Origin of the sequence: Pullulanibacillus sp. KACC 23026, from assembly GCF_029094525.1 — a bacterium.
Classification (GTDB): Bacteria; Bacillota; Bacilli; order Bacillales; family Sporolactobacillaceae; genus KACC-23026.
On the sequence record NZ_CP119107.1, the window covers coordinates 4347028 to 4365776 of the forward strand.

Consider the following 18749-nt stretch of genomic DNA (forward strand, 5'->3'; position numbering starts at 1 on the left):
ACCAAGCCCAAAACAAGCACCATTTTTTGACTGTTTTTCTCCTTAATTAATCTACAAAATGAAAACCAGCTCAAACAATCTTATCAAGATTATCTGAACCGGCTTTAGTCGTTACTTTAAGTCTGTATTATTCAACGGGGTCTCTAAGACTCGTTCCAACGTCATCTGGTAACCATCATTACCAAAGTTAATGCAGCGTTTCACACGTGAGATCGTTGCCGTACTCGCCCCTGTTTCTTCTTCAATTTTGTGATACGTATACCCTTCCATTAACATTCGCGCGACTTCTAGGCGCTGTGCCAGGGACTGAAGCTCTCCCATTGTACATAGATCATCAAAAAAGCGATAGCATTCTTCGAGATCCTTTAAAGATAAGATGGAAAGAAATAATTGATCAAGCGCTTTACCTCGTAGTTTATCGATTTGCATAATTATGACCCCTTTTATTCAATTTTTACTTCCTTTTCAAGTCCAGGACTTGATTCCACTATGTTTATCCAGGTTTGACCCGGAACAAATCCTAAAGGATGACCATTTTTGTATGGAAGAAGACGGCCGCCGACATTTTTCCACTCAACACGCTGAAGCTTCCCCTTTTGCAAGAGATAAGCAGGTCCTCCAGATGTTAGATCGATAGCTCTTCTAGGATATTTATCAATGAAAGTATGCTTGGCACTTACTATGAATACATTGGCAGCAGAAAGCGGCGTTAGAGATTCCCTGTCTTCTGCTTGTTTGCCATTTATTTGTCTATAAAACAACTCATCTTTCGGATTATAGGCATAGCTCACAACATTATCCGAACTATAAGTAATCGTGACCTTATTAACTGTTTCTCCCTTGAGCTTAGACTGTTCCTCAGTTGATAAAAACGGGAGCGGTTTAACGGATTGAGTAAGAGAGAAACCAGATGCCTTTGCGCCTTTTTCCAAATCAGCAGAACTGGTATAAGCATTATGCGGTGCTTCCCTGAATGTGACGCGCTTAAACCATGTGCCATCGTGGTAAAGCCCTTGAATGTAATCAATATCCCCATTTTGTAAAATCGACTTTGCTTGAGGACTCCACCCGAAAGCCACATAAATCCCACCAAAGCCCTGGTTAAGCTGGATGTAGTAAGGTCTTGCACTTCTTACCGGCCCTATAATTGGCGGTCTCTGACTTTGAAACAATGCCAGAAAGCGTGTGATTCGGCCTTCTGCCAACGCTTCAATGACAATGTCAGCCTGCTGTAATCCAGACTGCGGGCGGGCTAAGTAGTAATTATTAATCATGACCCCGATCACCCTATTATTAATGGGTCCTTTAGCAGGGAGACCCGTTAATGGGTAAACAGGTTCAGAAGCTCGTTTTTCCGGATTCGTTTTGTTTTCTATACTTTGCCGTATCAAAGCGACCGGCTTAGCTTTATGAAGGGTTGTACGACTCTGGCAGGCTGTTAAGATTAAACACATGGATGCAAGGAACAAGATCCAGCCTTTCATACGTCGGTTCATCTTCTCACACCTTTATACAATTTGGCTTAGCTACCATTATAAACAATTCGCATTTAGGATCAATTTTCTCTTGCAGTCTTTGATTTTAGCAACTAGCGAATCCTCGTTACGCAAACGCGAATTAGGCGTAACCACCATGCGCTATTCGCCTCCCAATGGAACATTCGAACAAGTTAGCTTATCCATTTTGTCTAAAACGAGCCCTTTTTCCTTTGAGAGTCCCTCATTTTTTCTTCCCATTACCTAAAATTCTTCATCTAATTAATCCTGATTGAAGGGGCCAACATTTTACGGCCCATCACATCATAGAGCCCCGCAGGAGTAATTCGAATATAGGGCAAGTGAATCGCTGAAAAAAAGTTTAAGCTATAGTAAGGGTCCTCATAACGATAACCTTTATCTCTTATAACCGTTTGAAAGGCCTTATCCTCTTTAATCAACTCCGGGAGAGACTTATCAGAGAACGCGGCCGAGATCAGTAGGGGTATCTCAGCGAGAATGCTTCCCTCTTCAGCAATTACAATCCCGCCATTCAATTCTTTTACTCGATTAAAAGCATGAATGATATCTGATTTATTTCGACCTATAAGAATAATGGAGCCCGTTCCTGAATAACTGCTTGCAAATCCGGAAAGGGTATCCGCAAATCCTTTGACGAGTGTACTGACACGCCACTTTTTCTCTGCATCGATAAAAGTGAGGTAGCAGACGCCGGCAGGCAATTCTCCCTCAAGCATGCGTTCTTCATATACATAGGGCTGGCTAATAACCGCATTTTTCAATTCCATGCCAACATGACTAGTTGGCTCAATTAAATCTTGTGTAAGATCCCACGAGATAGTGCGTGTTTTTAACTTTGCTGAAAAATTATAGCTGTCATGAAAAGGAAACTCCTGGCCCTCCTTCTTCACCCATTTTCCTTTTGCCAAGACGTGAAAAGGAACGGGCTGATCAGGCGCTAACAAAAAATTGATATGTGCTAGACGCCCGGGGGCTAACTCACCAATTAACCGATTTAACCCATAATGCCGCGCGGGGTTAGAAGTAGCCATTAAATAAGCCTCTATCTCAGGGACTCCCGCATCCAATGCGATTTGAATCAGGCGATCAACCAACCCTGATTCACAAAATGCAGGTGTTCCGCCATCTGTTGTCATATAAAGCGATTGATAGCTTGATAATCCGCGTTCAACAAGTCCCTTTAGTATATCAGGTAAATCAGGACGAATAGAAGAATAACGAAGCGATGTCGAAAGTCCCACTTTTAGTCGCCTGTAAGCTTCGTCAGCGGTCATCGCTTCATGGTCTGCTGTTACCCCATAAAGAGCCATCTCAGTCAGCGTTTTATCGGAGGCACCCGGCAGATGTCCTTCAATCTGCTTTCCCATTTGGCGTGTTCTCATGAGCCATTGAAGCATCTGGTCATCACCTTTTACAAGACGCGGCCAATCGGTTAGTTCGCCGCCTTGAACAACAAGCGGGTGCTTAAGCCATCGATCCATTCGTTCATTCGTAAAAGAAGACGCCTTCTCAATCGTTTGATTATCATACCGGCACCACCAAAATAAGGTAGTGGGTAATAGGTCCAGTTCTTCTATAATCTTAAAGGAGTCATCATCTGACAAACGCTGAAAAAATAAAAGATTATCACAGATTAATGTGGTCGTCCCTCTAATTGCCGCATAGCTTGCCAAGGTCACAGGATTATACAGTTGAAACGGATGAGCATGGGGCTCCACATAGCCAGGAACAAGATAAAGACCTTCACAGTCCATTAACGCCACACCGTCATTTGATGCGGGCACATCCTCTCCCACATAGACAATGCGATCGCCTAAGATCCAAACATTCCCCTTCTCCCACGTTTTTGAAAACGCATTCAAAATCATACCGTTTTGTAACACTAATGATGGCAGTGCCTTTCCTCTTACCACAGCGGCTTGCTTTCTTAGCTCGCTTAAAGACCATGGTTGATAAAAGTTCAGGACAATCCCTCCTCTATCTATACCCATTTTACATTAGTTGTTTAAATTGTTAAAGAGTCTGCCCCTATTAAACCTGTGACAATTTCCTTTTTAAGTATACCTGTTTAACTTGGTGATCAGGCAACCACTCTGGCAGATTTTTTTCAATACTTATATATAAGAGTCATGCTAGAATAAAGGAAAACAAGACTTGGAGGAGTGACACATGAAGCCCTTTGATTTTCAGCTTCCTACAATTATAAAAATTAGGAATGGCCTCTTTAAAGACACTGCTTCCTACATTAAAAAGCACATTCAAGGGAGACGCGTTTTAATTGTGACGGATCCAGGGATAGAACAACTTGGTTATCCGAGTGAATTGAGTAATCAATTAAATAGTCTCGGATATGTTTGTACCGTCTATACAAACGTCAAACCTAATCCGCGTGATGTTGACTGTATCAACGGCGGTGAGCGGGCCCGAGAGTTTCAGGCTGATCTCATTGTTGCCATTGGCGGTGGCTCCGTTATTGATTCAGCAAAGGCAATAGCTATTCTCTCAGTATTTGGCGGTTCAACGCAAGATTATTCAGGGAAAGACCTTGTCCCAGGTCCCGTCTTGCCGCTCGTTGTTATTCCAACCACTGCTGGAACTGGGGCTGAAGTCACACGCTCATCTGTCATCACCGATAGTGAAAAGAAAAGAAAGTTTACTATAAAAGATGTTCATATTGCTCCAAAGCTTGCCCTCGTTGACCCCGAGCTCACTTATAAACTTCCTGCTCTTTTAACGGCTTCAACGGGGATGGATGCGCTCGTTCATGCGATAGAAGCCTATACTTGCAAGCTGTCTAATCCAATTGCTGAAGGACTCGCTATTGAAGCGATGACACATATTTACCCTTATCTTAAAAGAGCTGTTTTAAACGGGGAGGATTATGAAGCAAGAGAGCATTTAATGATTGGATCCACCATCGCCGGAATGGCCTTTTCTCATGCCGATGTGGCCTCCGTCCATTGTATGGCAGAAGCTATTGGCGGCTTATATGACACCCCGCACGGTATTGCGAACTCGATGTTTCTTCCTTATGTCCTTGCTTTTAATGCCGAGACCGAGCCGGTCAAGCATGGGGTGATTGCCCGAACGTTAGGTTTAGCTGATCCTGCTATTGGCGATGAAGAGGCGACACAGCGTTTAGTAGAGGCTATGAAGCAGTTGGCAAGAGAGATCCGCATCCCAACCTTTGCTTCCCTTCCTAGCGTCCGCCCTGAAGACTTTTCCGCTTTATCAGAAGCTGCCTTTCAAAATGGCTCAACCCCAAGTAATGCTAGAACCATAACAAAAGAAGATTATCTTAATTTGTTTAAAAAAGCCTATCACCAACCTATTGAATAATACCCTGAGAACGGTTATTCCAATAACAGATCCTGTTTACTTAGAAAATGAGGAGAGGACTCCTAATTAGCGAAAAAGGAGAGCCCGCAGAACGCGGCAGCTGTGGATGTTTACAGATCGTCCTCAGAAAACGCACGCCCAATTACCTCATTCTTTTAAAATTAACTGCTTATTGTCAAAAAAACTTTTCGGAATTCACAAAAAGGTACACCAACTCTAAATTTTTATCAAACTTGAGAAAATCACACCGAAAACACCCGTTTAAATGACCCTAAAATCGCAAATTTTTTCAATACACAAGTTTTGGAAAAAAAGCTAGAATAAAAATATAAGAGAAGAACTTATAAATCTCTAATAGTTTTAAAGTTTTCCTCTTATAAATTTTTTGCCCCATTTCATTTGACTTCATCTCCCAATAGATGATATTAGAACCCTCTTCCCTTCGAGGGTTCGTCTCCCTTTTTTTCTTCCTCCAAGACTCTCGACTCATTTCCAACATTCCATAGTAAGAACCCATTCGAGAACACACCAAGACTCTAAGGTTAAACAAGAGCCTTTATAAAAGGCGAAACGGACACCGGATCCCCATTGATTAGTCATCGATCAGTCTCACTAGCCAGGGGTCATATGTGACCGTTATACGCTCTATGATGAAGAGGCCACTTGAAATCTCCCCTGCCTGTCCGCTTCAACCAGCTTCAGTCATAATCCCCCAATTGGCACAGGCCCCCATCCTTCCATCTTATAATGCAGCTGGCGCCAAATGGTTGTGAAAGACGTTTGATGCCGGCCCCCATCCTTTCAAAACTTAAAACTCATTCCTATTTGTAAGCAGGTTACTACTTCACAGACTTTTTATTTTTTCAGAGAGACTTCTTTTTAATGTACAAAAAAAGCCGGCCCCTTAGCTGGAGCCGACTGATTCGTATTAATTGTTCTGTAAGGCTCGATAGCCAATATCCCGTCTAAAAAAGGTCCCTGGACTTGTGAGTTTTTCCATTTCAGTACGCGCCTTCTCAATGGCTTGATCCAAACTGGCGGCTTTTTGAGCCACTAACAAGAGACGCCCCCCACTCGTTACCCATTGATTTTCTCTAAGCTCGGTTCCCGAATGAAAAACCATCGTCTCATGATCAAGCTTCTCAAATCCACCGATTGGATGGCCTTTCTGATAGCTTCCTGGATAGCCTTCTGCAGCCAGCACTACACCACAAACCGCAGCGTCATCCCAATAAAGCTCTGTCCTATCCCCATTAATAACGGCTAAGAAAACTTCGGCTAAATCATTTTGAAGGCGCGGCAGCACAACTTGTGTTTCAGGGTCACCAAAGCGACAGTTGAATTCAATCACCTTTGGCCCGTCACTTGTTGCCATCAATCCAGCATAGAGAACCCCCACATACGGACGATCTTCTTGAACCATCGCATTCGCAGTCGGCTTTAGAATGGTTTCCACCGCTTCTGCAACAACCGCTTCAGAAATTTGAGGGACCGGTGAATAGGCTCCCATTCCACCTGTATTAGGTCCTTTGTCCCCATCAAATGCCCGCTTATGGTCTTGGGCAATCACGAGCGGCATGACAGTTCGACCATTTACAAACGCCATGAGGGAAAACTCCTCTCCCTCCAAATAGTCTTCTATAACAATAGAAGCACCTGCTTCGCCAAAGGTTTGCTCCCCTAAGCTTGCATGGACCGCCTGTTCAGCCTCTTCAAGTGATAGGGCCACCGTTACCCCTTTACCAGCAGCAAGACCATCTGCCTTGATCACAATCGGCGCCCCTTTTTCCCGAATATAATTTAACGCTTCTCTTTCATCCGTAAAAACACCATATTGAGCTGTTGGAATGTTATAACGCCGCATTAAGTCCTTTGAAAAAGCTTTGCTTCCTTCAATCGCGGCGGCGGCCTGGGTTGGACCAAACACCTTGAGGCCTGCTTCTAAAAGGCGATCGGCCAGGCCATCGACCAACGGCTGCTCCGGTCCAATTACAACAAGATCCATTTCATGTGACTGAGCCCATTCAATAAGCTCGGAAAAATGGGTTTCTTCTATCGGAACAAGGGTAGCCACCTTGCTCATCCCTGCATTTCCCGGTGCCACAAATACTTCCGTTACACTCGGAGCGTCTGCCAGCTTCCAGGCAAGAGCATGTTCACGTCCGCCTTTTCCTACAACGAGCACTTTCATGGTCTCACTCCTAATGTTTAAAGTGGCGAATCCCCGTTAACACCATGGCGATTCCAAACTCATTTGCTTTATCAATCGATTCCTGATCTTTGATAGAACCGCCTGGCTGAATAATTGCCGTTACGCCTGCCTTAGCCGCCTCTTCAACCGTATCAGGCATTGGGAAGAAGGCATCTGAACCCATAACGGAACCCTTTGCTTCTTCACCCGCTTGCTCAATCGCAATCTTTGCTGCGCCAACACGATTCATCTGTCCTGCCCCGACACCAATCGTTCGATCGCCTTTAGCTAGTACAATGGCATTCGATTTGACATGCTTGACAGCTTTCCAAGCAACCTCAAGCGCACGCATCTCTTCATCACTTGGCTTGCGGTCTGTCGGATACGTTAATTCCGCGTCAGCAAGACCTAAGGAATCAACATCTTGAACCAATAGGCCACCGCCGACCGAAGTCAATTGTTGATCCAGCGTTACTGCATCCTCGATCGCAACAGTTAATAGACGGATATTTTTCTTTTTCGAAAGGATCTCAAAAGCTTCCTCAGTATATCCAGGTGCAACGATAATTTCTAAGAAGATTTGACTTAGATGAGCTGCAGTAGCGGCATCGATTTCTCGGTTAGCAGCGACAATACCACCAAAGATAGAAACCGGATCAGCCTCATACGCTTTTAAATAGGCTTGCTCAATCGTTTCCCCTGTACCAATACCGCATGGGTTCATATGTTTCACAGCTACAACGGCCGGTTGATAAAATTCCTTCACCATTTGAAGAGCTGCATCGGTGTCGCGAATATTGTTATAGGAAAGTTCTTTTCCATGTAGCTGTTTGGCACTGCTGATGGTTCCTTGTTTTTCAAAAGGACTGGCATAGAAGGCCGCTTGTTGGTGTGGATTTTCACCATAGCGAAGGCCTTGCTTCTTCTCATAAGTAACAGTGAATTGTTCAGGGAAAGCTTCACCAATTTCCTTCGTTAAATATTCTGCAATAAGCGCATCGTATGCCGCGGTATGGCGAAATGCTTTTGCGGCTAATCTTGCACGCTGAGAAGCAGATGTCCCTCCATCTTTTTCAACCGCAGTTAAAACAGCCTCATAATCACTTGGATCACACACGACGGTTACAGATTCATAGTTTTTCGCAGCGGAACGAATCATAGAAGGACCACCGATGTCGATATTCTCAACCGCTTCTTCGTGGGTCACATCTGGCTTAGAGACCGTTTCTTTGAAAGGATATAAGTTTACAATGACGAAATCGATCGGATCAATAGCGTGTTCACGCATTTGTTCGCGATGTTCTGGAAGCTCTCGTCTGCCAAGCAATCCACCATGAATCTTTGGATGAAGGGTTTTAACCCGGCCATCAAGGATCTCAGGAAAACCGGTCACCTCAGAAACTGATTTTACGGGAACGCCCGCTTCTTCTAAGAGACGCTTTGTTCCACCTGTTGATAGGAGTTCAATCCCCAAACGCGCCAGACCTTCTGCAAATGGGACGAGCCCTTCTTTATTCGAGACACTGATTAAAGCTTTCGTCATTGTTTGTCACTCCTTAAAATTATCTATTTGGCATTTGGCTTAGTTGTAATATATATCGCTGTACCGTTTTCGGATAGAGGCGATGCTCTACTTCATGTATACGCGCCTCTAAACCCTCTAAGCTTTCATTCGACAAAAGCGTAAGAGATTCCTGTGCAAGAATCGGTCCCGTGTCCATTCCCTCATCAACTAGATGAACCGTCACACCTGTTTCCGGCACCTTTACCTCATAAGCTTTTTCGATAGCATGGAGGCCTGGAAAAGCAGGGAGCAGCGATGGATGAATGTTTAAAATCCGCTCCTTATATTCACCTAATAAGGTCGGCCCAACAAGGCGCATATACCCGGCTAGAACAACTAAGTCAATCTGTTTAGATCTTAACGATTCCAATAGTTTCGTTTCATAGGCTTGTTTATTTTCAAAGTTTTTAGGGGAAAGAACGAGTGTTTCGACACGAGCAAGCTTTGCTTTTTCAATAACTGCCGCCCCGGGACGGTCACATACTAACAGGTCAATCGAAGCCGCTAATTCACCCGATCTAACCGCCTGTACAAGCGCCTGAAAATTACTCCCCGTTCCGGAGGCAAAGACTGCGAGCCGCATTAGTTAGAGGTCTCCTTTAAAACAAGCCCTGCTTCTGCCGTGACGGAGCCAATTTCAAAGGCATTTTCTCCTAATAGTTCAAAAGCTTCTAACGTTGCTGCGACATCCGCTTCAGCAACGACCACAGCCATCCCAATTCCCATATTAAACGTCCCGAAAAGATCATCTTCAGAGAGGTTGCCGAGCTTTTGCAGAAAAGGAAACACCTCTGGAATGTCCCAGGAGCCTTTGGTAATTTCCGCTCCCAGACCACCCGGCAGCATACGAGGAATATTCTCATAAAAACCGCCGCCCGTTACATGAGCAAGTCCTTTGATGACACCTTTCTTTAATACCTCTAAAACCGGTTTAACATAAATGCGCGTTGGCGTCATAATTTCCTGACCAATCGTTTTGTCTGTATCCAAAAAGCGCTCTTCATATTTAAGTCCCGCTTGCTGAATGAGACGTCGAACAAGGGAGAACCCATTGCTGTGAATCCCATTAGACTGAAGGCCGATGAGGCGATCCCCCGCGTGAATGGCTTCTCCCGACAGACGTTTACTTTTTTCGACTGCACCTACTGCAAAGCCTGCCACGTCATAATCCTCTTCATCATACATACCTGGCATTTCGGCTGTTTCACCGCCAACCAAGGCACAGCCCGCCATTTCACAGCCGTCAGCTATCCCCTTAACGATCTGTTCAATCCGTTCGGGTTCAAGTGATCCGCAGGCAATATAATCAAGGAAAAAGAGCGGTTCAGCCCCTTGTGTCACAATATCATTCACACACATCGCGACCGCATCAATTCCAATCGTATCATGCTGGCCTGTAGCAAGTGCGACCATTAATTTCGTGCCAACGCCATCAGTGCCTGAAACAAGGATGGGCTGCTTCATATTAAGCTCAGATAGGTCAAAGCCTGCTCCAAACGCCCCAAGACCTTCCATAACGCCTGGTCGACGCGTCCGTTCTGTATGCTTTTTGATTCGGCTAACCGCTTCATAACCGGCATCAACATTGACACCCGCTTCTTTATAGGCGTTCGACATGCTGGCCACCTCCACTTTATTCATCCATTTTTTCTCTCTTTCCTTCACGCTGCTAAAAAAGTTAGATTGTGAGTTCCTTTTCATGCGGCAAAACCGTATCCGGATAAATCTCAGTTGGGTAGTCCCCTGTAAAACAGGCGAGACATTGCCCGCATTGCGACCATTCCGGACTTCTGCCAATCGCCTGCTTTAATCCCTCTACCGACAGGAAGGTTAAGGAGTCTGCCCCAATGATCTCGCGAATTTCCTCTACCGAATGGTTAGAAGCAATCAGTTCGCTTTCAGATGATGTATCGATCCCGTAGAAACAAGGGTTTTTAATTGGCGGTGAGCTAATGCACACATGGACTTCCTTCGCCCCGGCCTCACGCAGTAAATTCACAATACGGCGGCTAGTCGTACCGCGGACAATGGAGTCATCCACCATGACCACTCTTTTGCCTTCAACAATTCCTCTTACTGCTGAGAGCTTCATTTTGACCCCTTGCTCACGAAGCGCTTGGGAAGGCTGAATGAATGTGCGGCCGACATAACGATTTTTAATAAGGCCAAGCTCATAAGGGATACCGGTAGCTTCTGCATAACCAATGGCTGCTGAAATACTGGAATCCGGGACACCTGTTACAACATCCGCTTCAATAGGCGCCTCTTTTGCGAGCATCATCCCAAGCCGCTTACGAGAAGCATGGACGTTAATCCCTTCAATATTGGAATCCGGTCTTGAAAAATAAATATATTCCATACTGCAAATCGCTCTTTGTGAAGATCTGGCAAACCGATCCTCTAACACACCGTGCTCATCAATAATCAACAGTTCTCCTGGCTCAACATCTCTTACAAAAGTAGCCCCAACAATATCAAAAGCACAGGTTTCAGAGGTGACGACCCACGCATCACCAAGACGGCCTAAAGCAAGCGGACGAAGCCCATTTGGATCACGGGCCACTAACAATTGATCCTCTGTTAAAATGACAAAAGCATAGGCTCCTTTAATCATGGACAACGCATTTTTAACTCGGTCTACTAGACTAATTGAGCCGCCTCGTTTAATTAAATGAGCAAGTACCTCTGTATCAGATGTTGTTTGGAAAATACTTCCTTGCCCTTCCAACTGATACTTCAATGCATTAGCGTTGACCAAATTCCCATTATGTGCGAGTGAAAGCGTGCCAGTTTGAGAGCGGAAAACAAGCGGTTGAACATTCGCATAGTTATTGGCACCTTGCGTCGAATAACGAACGTGCCCAATAGCCGCATGCCCTTCAAGGTCACTTAGAACCGTCTCTGAAAAAACATCATTAACCAGACCTAAGCCTTTATGAAACTTAATGCGATCTCCGTTAGTAACAGCAATACCCGCTCCTTCTTGGCCGCGATGCTGCAAACTATGAAGGCCATAATAGCTAAGATTAGCCGCCTCTTCATGACCCCATATCGCAAAGATTCCACACTCTTCATTCAACTCTCTAACTACATCTATTTCCTCTTCGTTCTCAAACCCTAGTTCACGGTGCTTGTTTGCAGGAAACATGGGATGGCTCCTCTCCAAATGTGCTCGAGCTCTTTTGTTTTGGCAGTAAGAAGTGTTTCACCTTTTGATTCAATAACAAGCTCCGCATTTTGAGTTGTGACGCCAAGTCGACTGGCTTCTGGGAAGAGTGCTTCAAAGGCTCCGACTCTCTCAGGATTGACCGCTACAACAAACCGCGATTGGGTTTCACTGAACAATTCACTCGTAATGTCCTCATTAGTCAGCGTAATGTCCGCACCTAATTCGGTTCCCATGAGTCCTTCAACCAAAGCAACAGCCAATCCGCCTTCCGAAAGATCATGGGCCATTGTAATCAATCTATTTTGAATGGCGGTAAGCAGACGGGTTAAACGATCTTTTTCCACTTCTAAATCAAGGTAAGGAGCTTTGCCAAACGTTTTACCAGTTTGCAAAATTTGGATCGCACTGCCGCCAAATTCTTGATTGGCTTCACCAATGACATAAATAACGTCACCAGCATTTTTGAAGTAAGAAGTTGTTATATGCTCCACGTTCTTAATGAGTCCAACCATGCCGACAACTGGTGTAGGATCAATGGCCGATCCATTGGTTTCATTATAAAGCGAGACGTTTCCGCCAATAACCGGTGTTCCGAGAATACGGCAGGCTTCACTCATTCCGTCAACCGCCTTCTCCATTTGCCAGAACACTTCCGGATTCTGAGGATTACCAAAATTCAAATTATCGGTAATAGCAAGAGGCTCAGCCCCGGAGCAGACAACGTTGCGCGCGGCTTCTGCAACCGCAATTTTTCCGCCCATTTCCGGATCAATGGATAGGTATTTCGCATTGCAATCCGTTGTCATTGCAAGTGCCTTTTTCGTTCCACGAATGCGCAAGACAGCAGCATCTGAGCCCGGCGCCACAACGGTATTGGTTTGAACCATATGATCATACTGCTCGTAAACCCATTCCTTACTCGCTATACTAGGATTTTTCAGCAATGCTTCTAATGTTTCTTTAAGATTGAGGTTTTTAGGAACCCAATTTTCTAGAGCTTGATTATCTGCAAAGCTCTTTGGTTCACTCGAAGGCATCTGATAAACAGGTGCTTCCTCTGTTAAAGCCATAACAGGAACATCAGCTGCCACTTCACCTTTGTGTAACAAACGGAAGCGCTTCTCTTCAATGACTTCACCGATCGCAACAGCATGCAAACCCCATTTTTCAAAAATGGCTTCAATCTCTGCTTCTCGTCCTTTAGTGACAACTATCAGCATGCGCTCTTGAGATTCCGAGAGCATCATTTCATAAGGCGTCATACCAGTTTCACGCTGAGGAACAAGGTCCAGATTCATTTCTAATCCAACGCCAGCTTTAGCGGCCATTTCACTGGCAGAAGAAGTAAGACCAGCGGCTCCCATATCTTGAATCCCTACAAGCGCATCTGAGTGGATGACTTCAAGGCAGGCTTCAAGCAATAATTTTTCCATAAATGGATCGCCTACTTGAACTGCTGGGCGCTTTTCATCTGAAGCGTCTGTAAGCTCTTCCGATGCGAAGGTCGCTCCATGAATCCCGTCTCGACCCGTTGAGGCCCCAACATACATAACCGTGTTGCCGACACCATGAGCACGGCCGACTTTGATGTCGGAGTGGTTAAGAAGTCCGACACACATAGCATTCACAAGCGGATTTCCATTGTAGCAAGGGTCGAAGTTCACTTCACCGCCGACTGTCGGAATACCAATACAGTTCCCGTAACCCGCTATACCTGCTACCACTTGCTCAAATAAATAGCGTACGCGCGGTGAGGAAAGATTACCGAAACGGAGAGAGTTTAATAAAGCAATTGGACGTGCCCCCATTGAAAACACATCGCGAATGATGCCGCCAACGCCTGTTGCAGCTCCTTGATAAGGCTCAATTGCGGATGGGTGATTGTGACTTTCAATTTTAAACACAACCGCCTGCTCATCACCGATATCAACAATACCGGCTCCTTCACCCGGTCCCTGAAGGACATGATCTCCGGTTGTCGGAAATCTTCTAAGGAGCGGCTTAGAGGTCTTATAACTGCAATGCTCTGACCACATGACCGCAAATAAACCTGTTTCGGTATAGTTAGGATCACGACCCAAAATGGACTGAACCTGTTCATATTCACGATCGGTGAGACCCATCTCGCGGTAGAGCTTTTCTGTTTTAATCTTCTCTGGTGTTGGATCAAGCCTTAACGCTTGCATGCTGGTCACTCCAATGCTTTAAGATAGATTGAAAGAGTTTTAGTCCGTCAGTATTCCCCAAAAGGGCATCGGCTGCTCGCTCAGGATGCGGCATCATGCCGAGAACATTGCCCTTTTCGTTCACAATGCCTGCTATATCATGAATAGAACCGTTTGGATTGTTTCCATAGGTAAAAACAATTTGGTTATTGTGAACTAACTTCTGAAGCGTTATGTCATCACAGTAGTAATTCCCTTCACCATGAGCAATAGGAACCGTGATGATTTCTCCTTCTTCATATTCAGAGGAGAACATCGTCGTATTATTAACAACCTTCAAAGGCTCAGGACGGCAGATAAAACTTAAGTTCTCATTGCGACGCATCGCTCCTGGGAGAAGACCCGCTTCAAGGAGAATCTGGAATCCATTGCAAACACCTAGAATAGGTTTTCCAGCTTCTGCTGCTTCAATGATGGCTGGCATAATGTTCGAAAAACGAGCAATAGCCCCCGTTCTCAAATAATCCCCGTAAGAAAAGCCGCCTGGAATCATCACCGCATCAAAGCCCTCTAAGCTTGTTTCGGCATGCCAGACATACTCGACCTCTTGAGCCATTCCATCTTGGATCGCATGAAACATGTCACTGTCACAGTTAGAGCCTGGAAACACGATTACAGCCGTCTTCACTGTGCAATGACCTCCTCCACCTCATAACGGTAATCTTCTATAACCGTATTGGCGAGCAGCTTCTCACACATTTCTTTTATCTCGGAGTCTGTAACAAAATCCTCTACTTCTAGCTCAATTAACTTCCCGATGCGAACCGAGGCAACACCTTTAAATCCAAGACGTTCCACTGCTCCAGAGACCGCCTGACCTTGCGGGTCCAATACACTTTCCTTTAGAGTGACGACAACCTTGACCTTTTTCATGCGTTTCCACCGATCCTCTCGAGTAATTTTCCGTAAGCTTCTTGTAGGTTCCCAATGTTTTTTCGGAACACATCTTTATCTAAACGTTCCCCCGTTGTTTTATCCCAAAGACGACAAGTATCTGGAGACACCTCATCTGCTAAGACAAGTTCGCCCGTTTCCTTTAAACGACCGAATTCAAGCTTAAAATCAACTAAGGTGATATTAAAATCATTAAAATAATTAATGAGAACTTGATTCACTTTAAGAGCCATTGTTGTGAGGAGGCTAACCTCTTCAGGTGTTGCCAGTTCGAGCTCATACACGTGGTCAACGGTTATTAAAGGATCACCTAAATCATCGCGTTTGTAGCAAAATTCGACAATTGGTTGCTTAAGCGCACGGCCTTCTTCAAGTCCGAGTCGCTTCGCCATGCTGCCCGCTGCGATATTTCGAACGATGACTTCAATTGGCACAATGGTTACCGCCTTGACTAATTGCTCATTATCAGAAATTTTCTGAATAAAATGGTTCGGGACACCTGCTTGTGCGAGCCTCTCAAACATAATCGTGCTGATCTCATTATTGAGTTGCCCTTTCCCTGTAAGCACCGCATGTTTTTCTCCGTTAAATGCAGTTGCATCATCTTTATAAGCCACCCGAAGCACAAATTCCTGATCTGTTGAATAAAGGCGCTTTGCCTTTCCTTCATAAAGCAATTCCGTCATTTGAAAAGACTCCTTTTTAATAGATTAAGAGAATTCTATCTGCACGAAACGTTGTAGGGGTAATGTCGACATCCAGCTCTGTCAGCCAACTAATGTCCCCTCATTACTCTTTTTAGAAATCTGTAATAACCGAGGTCTTGAACACCTTCTATCAATCGGAATAGTCCAGGCAGGCGGTTAACCTGCCCTTCATGACTATTAGTTCTTTACAGCTTCTTCAGTCAGCCCAAGCCGTTCAAAAATTTTCTCGACATTTTTAAGATGGTAGGTTGGATCAAAGCAATCTTCAATCTCAGCCTGACTTAGGTGAGACGTAATCACTTCATCTTTTTCAACGAGTGACTTAAACGGTGTTTCAGTTTCCCAAGCCTTCATGGCGAGCGGTTGAACGCGGTCATAAGCACTCTCACGGCTGAGCCCTTTGTCAACTAAGCTTAGAAGCAAACGTTGTGAGAAAATGAGGCCGTGTGTCCGTTGCATGTTACGTTTCATATTTTCTGGGAACACCGTTAAGTTTTTCACAATGTTAGAGAAACGATTAAGCATATAATTTAAAGCGATTGTTGCATCAGGAAGAATAATGCGCTCAGCTGATGAGTGGGAAATATCCCGTTCATGCCAAAGCGGTACATTTTCATAAGCTGTCAGCATATAACCGCGGATGACTCGGGCGATCCCGGTCATATTTTCAGAGCCGATCGGATTGCGTTTATGCGGCATTGCCGAAGAACCCTTCTGCCCTTTAGCAAAGAACTCCTCTACCTCACGTGTTTCTGATTTTTGTAAGCCGCGAATTTCCACCGCAAATTTCTCAATAGAAGTTGCAATGAGAGCGAGCGTTGACATGTAATGGGCATGACGGTCGCGCTGAAGGGTTTGGGTCGAAACAGGTGCTGGCTCTAGGCCTAGCTTCTCACAGACATACGCTTCAACAAATGGATCAATGTTGGCATAGGTTCCAACTGCCCCTGATAATTTACCAACTCGAACGGTTTCAGCCGCTTGTTTAAATCTTTCAATATTACGCTTCATTTCTTCATACCAGAGCGCCATCTTCAGACCAAATGTTGTCGGCTCTGCGTGAACCCCGTGCGTGCGTCCCATCATAATCGTGGTTTTATGCTCAATGGCTTTTTCTTTAATCACGTCAAGAAATCTGACGAGATCCTTTAATAAAATCTCATTTGCTTGTTTTAATAAATAAGAGAGAGCGGTATCCACAACATCTGTTGAGGTCAAACCGTAGTGCACCCATTTCTTCTCATCGCCTAATGTTTCCGAAACCGCCCGAGTAAAGGCGACGACATCATGACGCGTTTCTTGTTCAATTTCAAGAATACGGTCAATTGAAAACGAGGCATTTTCACGAAGCTTGATCACATCTTCTTTTGGAATGACACCAAGCTCAGCCCATGCTTCACAGGCGAGGATTTCAACCTCTAACCAAGCTTCAAATTTATTTTGGTCCGTCCAGATTCGGCTCATTTCTGGTCTTGCATAACGTTCTAACATGTTTTTCCTCCGCTCTTTAATCCAACCAAATTTTGGTTTGATCCAAATCATTTAATGTTTGGTCTATATCTTCAGTCAATATCGTGATATGGCCCATTTTGCGATTCATCTTTGCCTCATCCTTCCCATATAAATGGAGATGGGCATGCTTCCATGTTGGAAGCGCCTGTAGAACGCCATGGAGATGCTGGCCAAGAATGTTCACCATAACAGCTGGTTTGAACAAGTTTATATGCCCAAGCGGGAGTGAACAAATCGCTCGAATATGTTGTTCAAATTGAGAAAATTCGCAAGCCTCAATCGTGTAATGCCCGGAGTTATGCGGCCGAGGTGCCAGCTCATTAACAAAAACCTCATCCTCTTCCGTCAAAAACATTTCAACTCCAAGTGCCCCGACCAGGCTCATGTCCTGAGCGATCGTTCTTGCCGCTTGTTCGGCTTTAGCCGCTATTTCTTGACTTACACTTGCCGGAATGGTGCTTTGGTGAAGAATATTATTTCTATGTGTATTTTCAGCAACCGGAAAGGTTTTTATTTCTCCAGATGGGTGTCGGACGACCATGACCGAAAGTTCTTTCGTAAAACGGACCCACTGTTCTAAGACATAGACGCGTTCCTCATCCAGCCAATCATATGCTTCCTCTAACTCTGCCTCTGTTCTTATAACAAGCTGTCCTTTCCCATCATAGCCCCCTTGGACGGTTTTCAACACCGCCGGAAGACCTAGTGCCTGAACAGCTTCCGTTAAGGACTCCTTCGACACCACTTTTTTATATGGAGCGACTTTTAACCCGGCCTGCGTTAAGCTTTCTTTTTCATTTAAACGGTTCTGCGTAATGGCTAACAACTTACTCGTCTGCGGTAAATAACCCGCTTCTTCAATATAGCGTGCAACGTCTAAATCAACATTTTCAAATTCATAAGTGATCACGTCAGAGCGTTCGACAAGTTTCTTGGCAGCTGCCCTATCATCGTAAGCTGCGGCAATGATCTCATCACATACTTGGGCACATGGACAGTCTGAGGCGGGGTCCAAAACGATTACTCGATAGCCCATTTGCTTAGCTGACATCGCCATCATCTTACCAAGCTGTCCCCCTCCCAAAATCCCAATCGTTCTTCCGGGCGGTATCACTTGATAGGTTGTCAAAACGCTTCACCGCTTTCTAAAACCGCTTGTCTCATGTCTTGTCTATAAGCCTCTAACTTCTGAGCGATCGCTTCTGAAAAAGCACTCAAAACTTGAACGGCTAATAAGCCGGCATTCTTGGCTCCTGCTTTTCCAATGGCCACCGTCGCAACAGGGACACCGCCCGGCATTTGTACGATAGAAAGCAGTGAATCAAGCCCTTTTAAAGCTTTCGATTCAACAGGAACACCTATGACAGGTAACGTCGTTTTGGCGGCTACCATGCCTGGCAGATGTGCCGCGCCTCCTGCCCCCGCAATAATGACCTTTAATCCTCTTTGACGGGCTGTTTCAGCATACTCAAACATAAGGTCAGGTGTCCTGTGGGCCGAAACAATCTGCTTCTCATAAGGAATCTCTAAAGCTTCTAATATGAGACAAGCCTCCTGCATCGTTTCCCAATCAGACCGACTTCCCATAATAACGCCAACCTCTGGCTGCATACGATCACTCCTTGTTTTAA

At 45.0% G+C, this 18749-nt stretch carries 16 protein-coding genes; 1 reads left to right on the plus strand and 15 read right to left on the minus strand.

The window, feature by feature from the left end:
- Nucleotides 1-111 precede the first annotated feature (111 nt).
- From PU629_RS20175 to PU629_RS20185, 3 genes are all read right to left on the minus strand, one after another.
- Nucleotides 112-429 carry a YerC/YecD family TrpR-related protein gene (locus PU629_RS20175; protein ID WP_275281811.1) on the minus strand — a complete coding sequence of 106 codons (318 nt, stop codon included), beginning with the start codon at nt 427-429 and terminating at the stop codon, nt 112-114.
- A 14-nt stretch (nt 430-443) separates the two neighbouring features.
- On the minus strand, nt 444-1496 hold the full coding sequence (locus PU629_RS20180) for a DUF3048 domain-containing protein (RefSeq protein WP_275281812.1): 1053 nt from the start codon (nt 1494-1496) through the stop codon (nt 444-446).
- A 257-nt stretch (nt 1497-1753) separates the two neighbouring features.
- Nucleotides 1754-3430: an adenine deaminase C-terminal domain-containing protein gene (locus PU629_RS20185; protein ID WP_275281813.1), complete on the minus strand. Its 1677-nt coding sequence runs from the start codon at nt 3428-3430 to the stop codon at nt 1754-1756.
- A 256-nt stretch (nt 3431-3686) separates the two neighbouring features.
- On the opposite strand from PU629_RS20185, the gene PU629_RS20190 reads away from it, so the two are divergent.
- Nucleotides 3687-4856: an iron-containing alcohol dehydrogenase gene (locus tag PU629_RS20190; protein WP_275281814.1), complete on the plus strand. Its 1170-nt coding sequence runs from the start codon at nt 3687-3689 to the stop codon at nt 4854-4856.
- A gap of 928 nt (nt 4857-5784) precedes the next feature.
- Here PU629_RS20190 and purD read toward each other — a convergent pair.
- The 12 genes from purD to purE all read right to left on the minus strand — a co-directional run bounded on the left by purD (nt 5785) and on the right by purE (nt 18729).
- Complete coding sequence (gene purD / locus PU629_RS20195; protein WP_275281815.1) at nt 5785-7047, minus strand: phosphoribosylamine--glycine ligase; 1263 nt, start codon at nt 7045-7047, stop codon at nt 5785-5787.
- 10 nt (nt 7048-7057) lie between these two features.
- Nucleotides 7058-8590 (minus strand): bifunctional phosphoribosylaminoimidazolecarboxamide formyltransferase/IMP cyclohydrolase, encoded by a 1533-nt coding sequence (purH, locus tag PU629_RS20200; protein WP_275281816.1) that lies wholly within the window; start codon nt 8588-8590, stop codon nt 7058-7060.
- A 19-nt stretch (nt 8591-8609) separates the two neighbouring features.
- Nucleotides 8610-9194: a phosphoribosylglycinamide formyltransferase gene (gene purN / locus PU629_RS20205; protein WP_275281817.1), complete on the minus strand. Its 585-nt coding sequence runs from the start codon at nt 9192-9194 to the stop codon at nt 8610-8612.
- Complete coding sequence (gene purM / locus PU629_RS20210; protein WP_275281818.1) at nt 9194-10228, minus strand: phosphoribosylformylglycinamidine cyclo-ligase; 1035 nt, start codon at nt 10226-10228, stop codon at nt 9194-9196. Before purM ends, purN begins: the two co-directional genes overlap by 1 nt.
- Nucleotides 10229-10289: 61 nt before the next feature.
- Nucleotides 10290-11759 carry an amidophosphoribosyltransferase gene (gene purF, locus PU629_RS20215; protein WP_275281819.1) on the minus strand — a complete coding sequence of 490 codons (1470 nt, stop codon included), beginning with the start codon at nt 11757-11759 and terminating at the stop codon, nt 10290-10292.
- Nucleotides 11729-13966 (minus strand): phosphoribosylformylglycinamidine synthase subunit PurL, encoded by a 2238-nt coding sequence (gene purL / locus PU629_RS20220; RefSeq protein WP_275281820.1) that lies wholly within the window; start codon nt 13964-13966, stop codon nt 11729-11731. Before purL ends, purF begins: the two co-directional genes overlap by 31 nt.
- Nucleotides 13947-14633 carry a phosphoribosylformylglycinamidine synthase subunit PurQ gene (gene purQ / locus PU629_RS20225; RefSeq protein ID WP_275281821.1) on the minus strand — a complete coding sequence of 229 codons (687 nt, stop codon included), beginning with the start codon at nt 14631-14633 and terminating at the stop codon, nt 13947-13949. Before purQ ends, purL begins: the two co-directional genes overlap by 20 nt.
- A complete protein-coding gene (purS, locus tag PU629_RS20230) occupies nt 14630-14878 on the minus strand; it encodes a phosphoribosylformylglycinamidine synthase subunit PurS (protein ID WP_275281822.1) in 249 nt (82 codons plus the stop codon). The genes purQ and purS overlap by 4 nt, the downstream gene beginning before the upstream one ends.
- The gene (gene purC / locus PU629_RS20235; RefSeq protein WP_275281823.1) at nt 14875-15585 is read right to left on the minus strand and encodes a phosphoribosylaminoimidazolesuccinocarboxamide synthase; all 711 of its coding nucleotides are present in this window, start codon (nt 15583-15585) and stop codon (nt 14875-14877) included. Before purC ends, purS begins: the two co-directional genes overlap by 4 nt.
- Nucleotides 15586-15783: 198 nt before the next feature.
- Nucleotides 15784-17097 (minus strand): adenylosuccinate lyase, encoded by a 1314-nt coding sequence (gene purB / locus PU629_RS20240; protein WP_275281824.1) that lies wholly within the window; start codon nt 17095-17097, stop codon nt 15784-15786.
- 16 nt (nt 17098-17113) lie between these two features.
- Complete coding sequence (purK, locus tag PU629_RS20245; protein WP_481900521.1) at nt 17114-18178, minus strand: 5-(carboxyamino)imidazole ribonucleotide synthase; 1065 nt, start codon at nt 18176-18178, stop codon at nt 17114-17116.
- A 65-nt stretch (nt 18179-18243) separates the two neighbouring features.
- A complete protein-coding gene (gene purE / locus PU629_RS20250) occupies nt 18244-18729 on the minus strand; it encodes a 5-(carboxyamino)imidazole ribonucleotide mutase (protein WP_275281826.1) in 486 nt (161 codons plus the stop codon).
- Between the last annotated feature and the right edge of the window lie 20 nt (nt 18730-18749).

Bases quoted from the DNA above. Each gene is read 5' to 3' on its own strand.
- PU629_RS20175 (WP_275281811.1), bottom strand. From the start codon at position 429: ATGCAAATCGATAAACTACGAGGTAAAGCGCTTGATCAATTATTTCTT.
- PU629_RS20180 (WP_275281812.1), bottom strand. From the start codon at position 1,496: ATGAACCGACGTATGAAAGGCTGGATCTTGTTCCTTGCATCCATGTGT.
- PU629_RS20190 (WP_275281814.1), top strand. From the start codon at position 3,687: ATGAAGCCCTTTGATTTTCAGCTTCCTACAATTATAAAAATTAGGAAT.
- purD (WP_275281815.1), bottom strand. From the start codon at position 7,047: ATGAAAGTGCTCGTTGTAGGAAAAGGCGGACGTGAACATGCTCTTGCC.
- purH (WP_275281816.1), bottom strand. From the start codon at position 8,590: ATGACGAAAGCTTTAATCAGTGTCTCGAATAAAGAAGGGCTCGTCCCA.
- purN (WP_275281817.1), bottom strand. From the start codon at position 9,194: ATGCGGCTCGCAGTCTTTGCCTCCGGAACGGGGAGTAATTTTCAGGCG.
- purM (WP_275281818.1), bottom strand. From the start codon at position 10,228: ATGTCGAACGCCTATAAAGAAGCGGGTGTCAATGTTGATGCCGGTTAT.
- purF (WP_275281819.1), bottom strand. From the start codon at position 11,759: ATGTTTCCTGCAAACAAGCACCGTGAACTAGGGTTTGAGAACGAAGAG.
- purL (WP_275281820.1), bottom strand. From the start codon at position 13,966: ATGCAAGCGTTAAGGCTTGATCCAACACCAGAGAAGATTAAAACAGAA.
- purS (WP_275281822.1), bottom strand. From the start codon at position 14,878: ATGAAAAAGGTCAAGGTTGTCGTCACTCTAAAGGAAAGTGTATTGGAC.
- purC (WP_275281823.1), bottom strand. From the start codon at position 15,585: ATGACGGAATTGCTTTATGAAGGAAAGGCAAAGCGCCTTTATTCAACA.
- purB (WP_275281824.1), bottom strand. From the start codon at position 17,097: ATGTTAGAACGTTATGCAAGACCAGAAATGAGCCGAATCTGGACGGAC.
- purK (WP_481900521.1), bottom strand. From the start codon at position 18,178: ATGATGGCGATGTCAGCTAAGCAAATGGGCTATCGAGTAATCGTTTTG.
- purE (WP_275281826.1), bottom strand. From the start codon at position 18,729: ATGCAGCCAGAGGTTGGCGTTATTATGGGAAGTCGGTCTGATTGGGAA.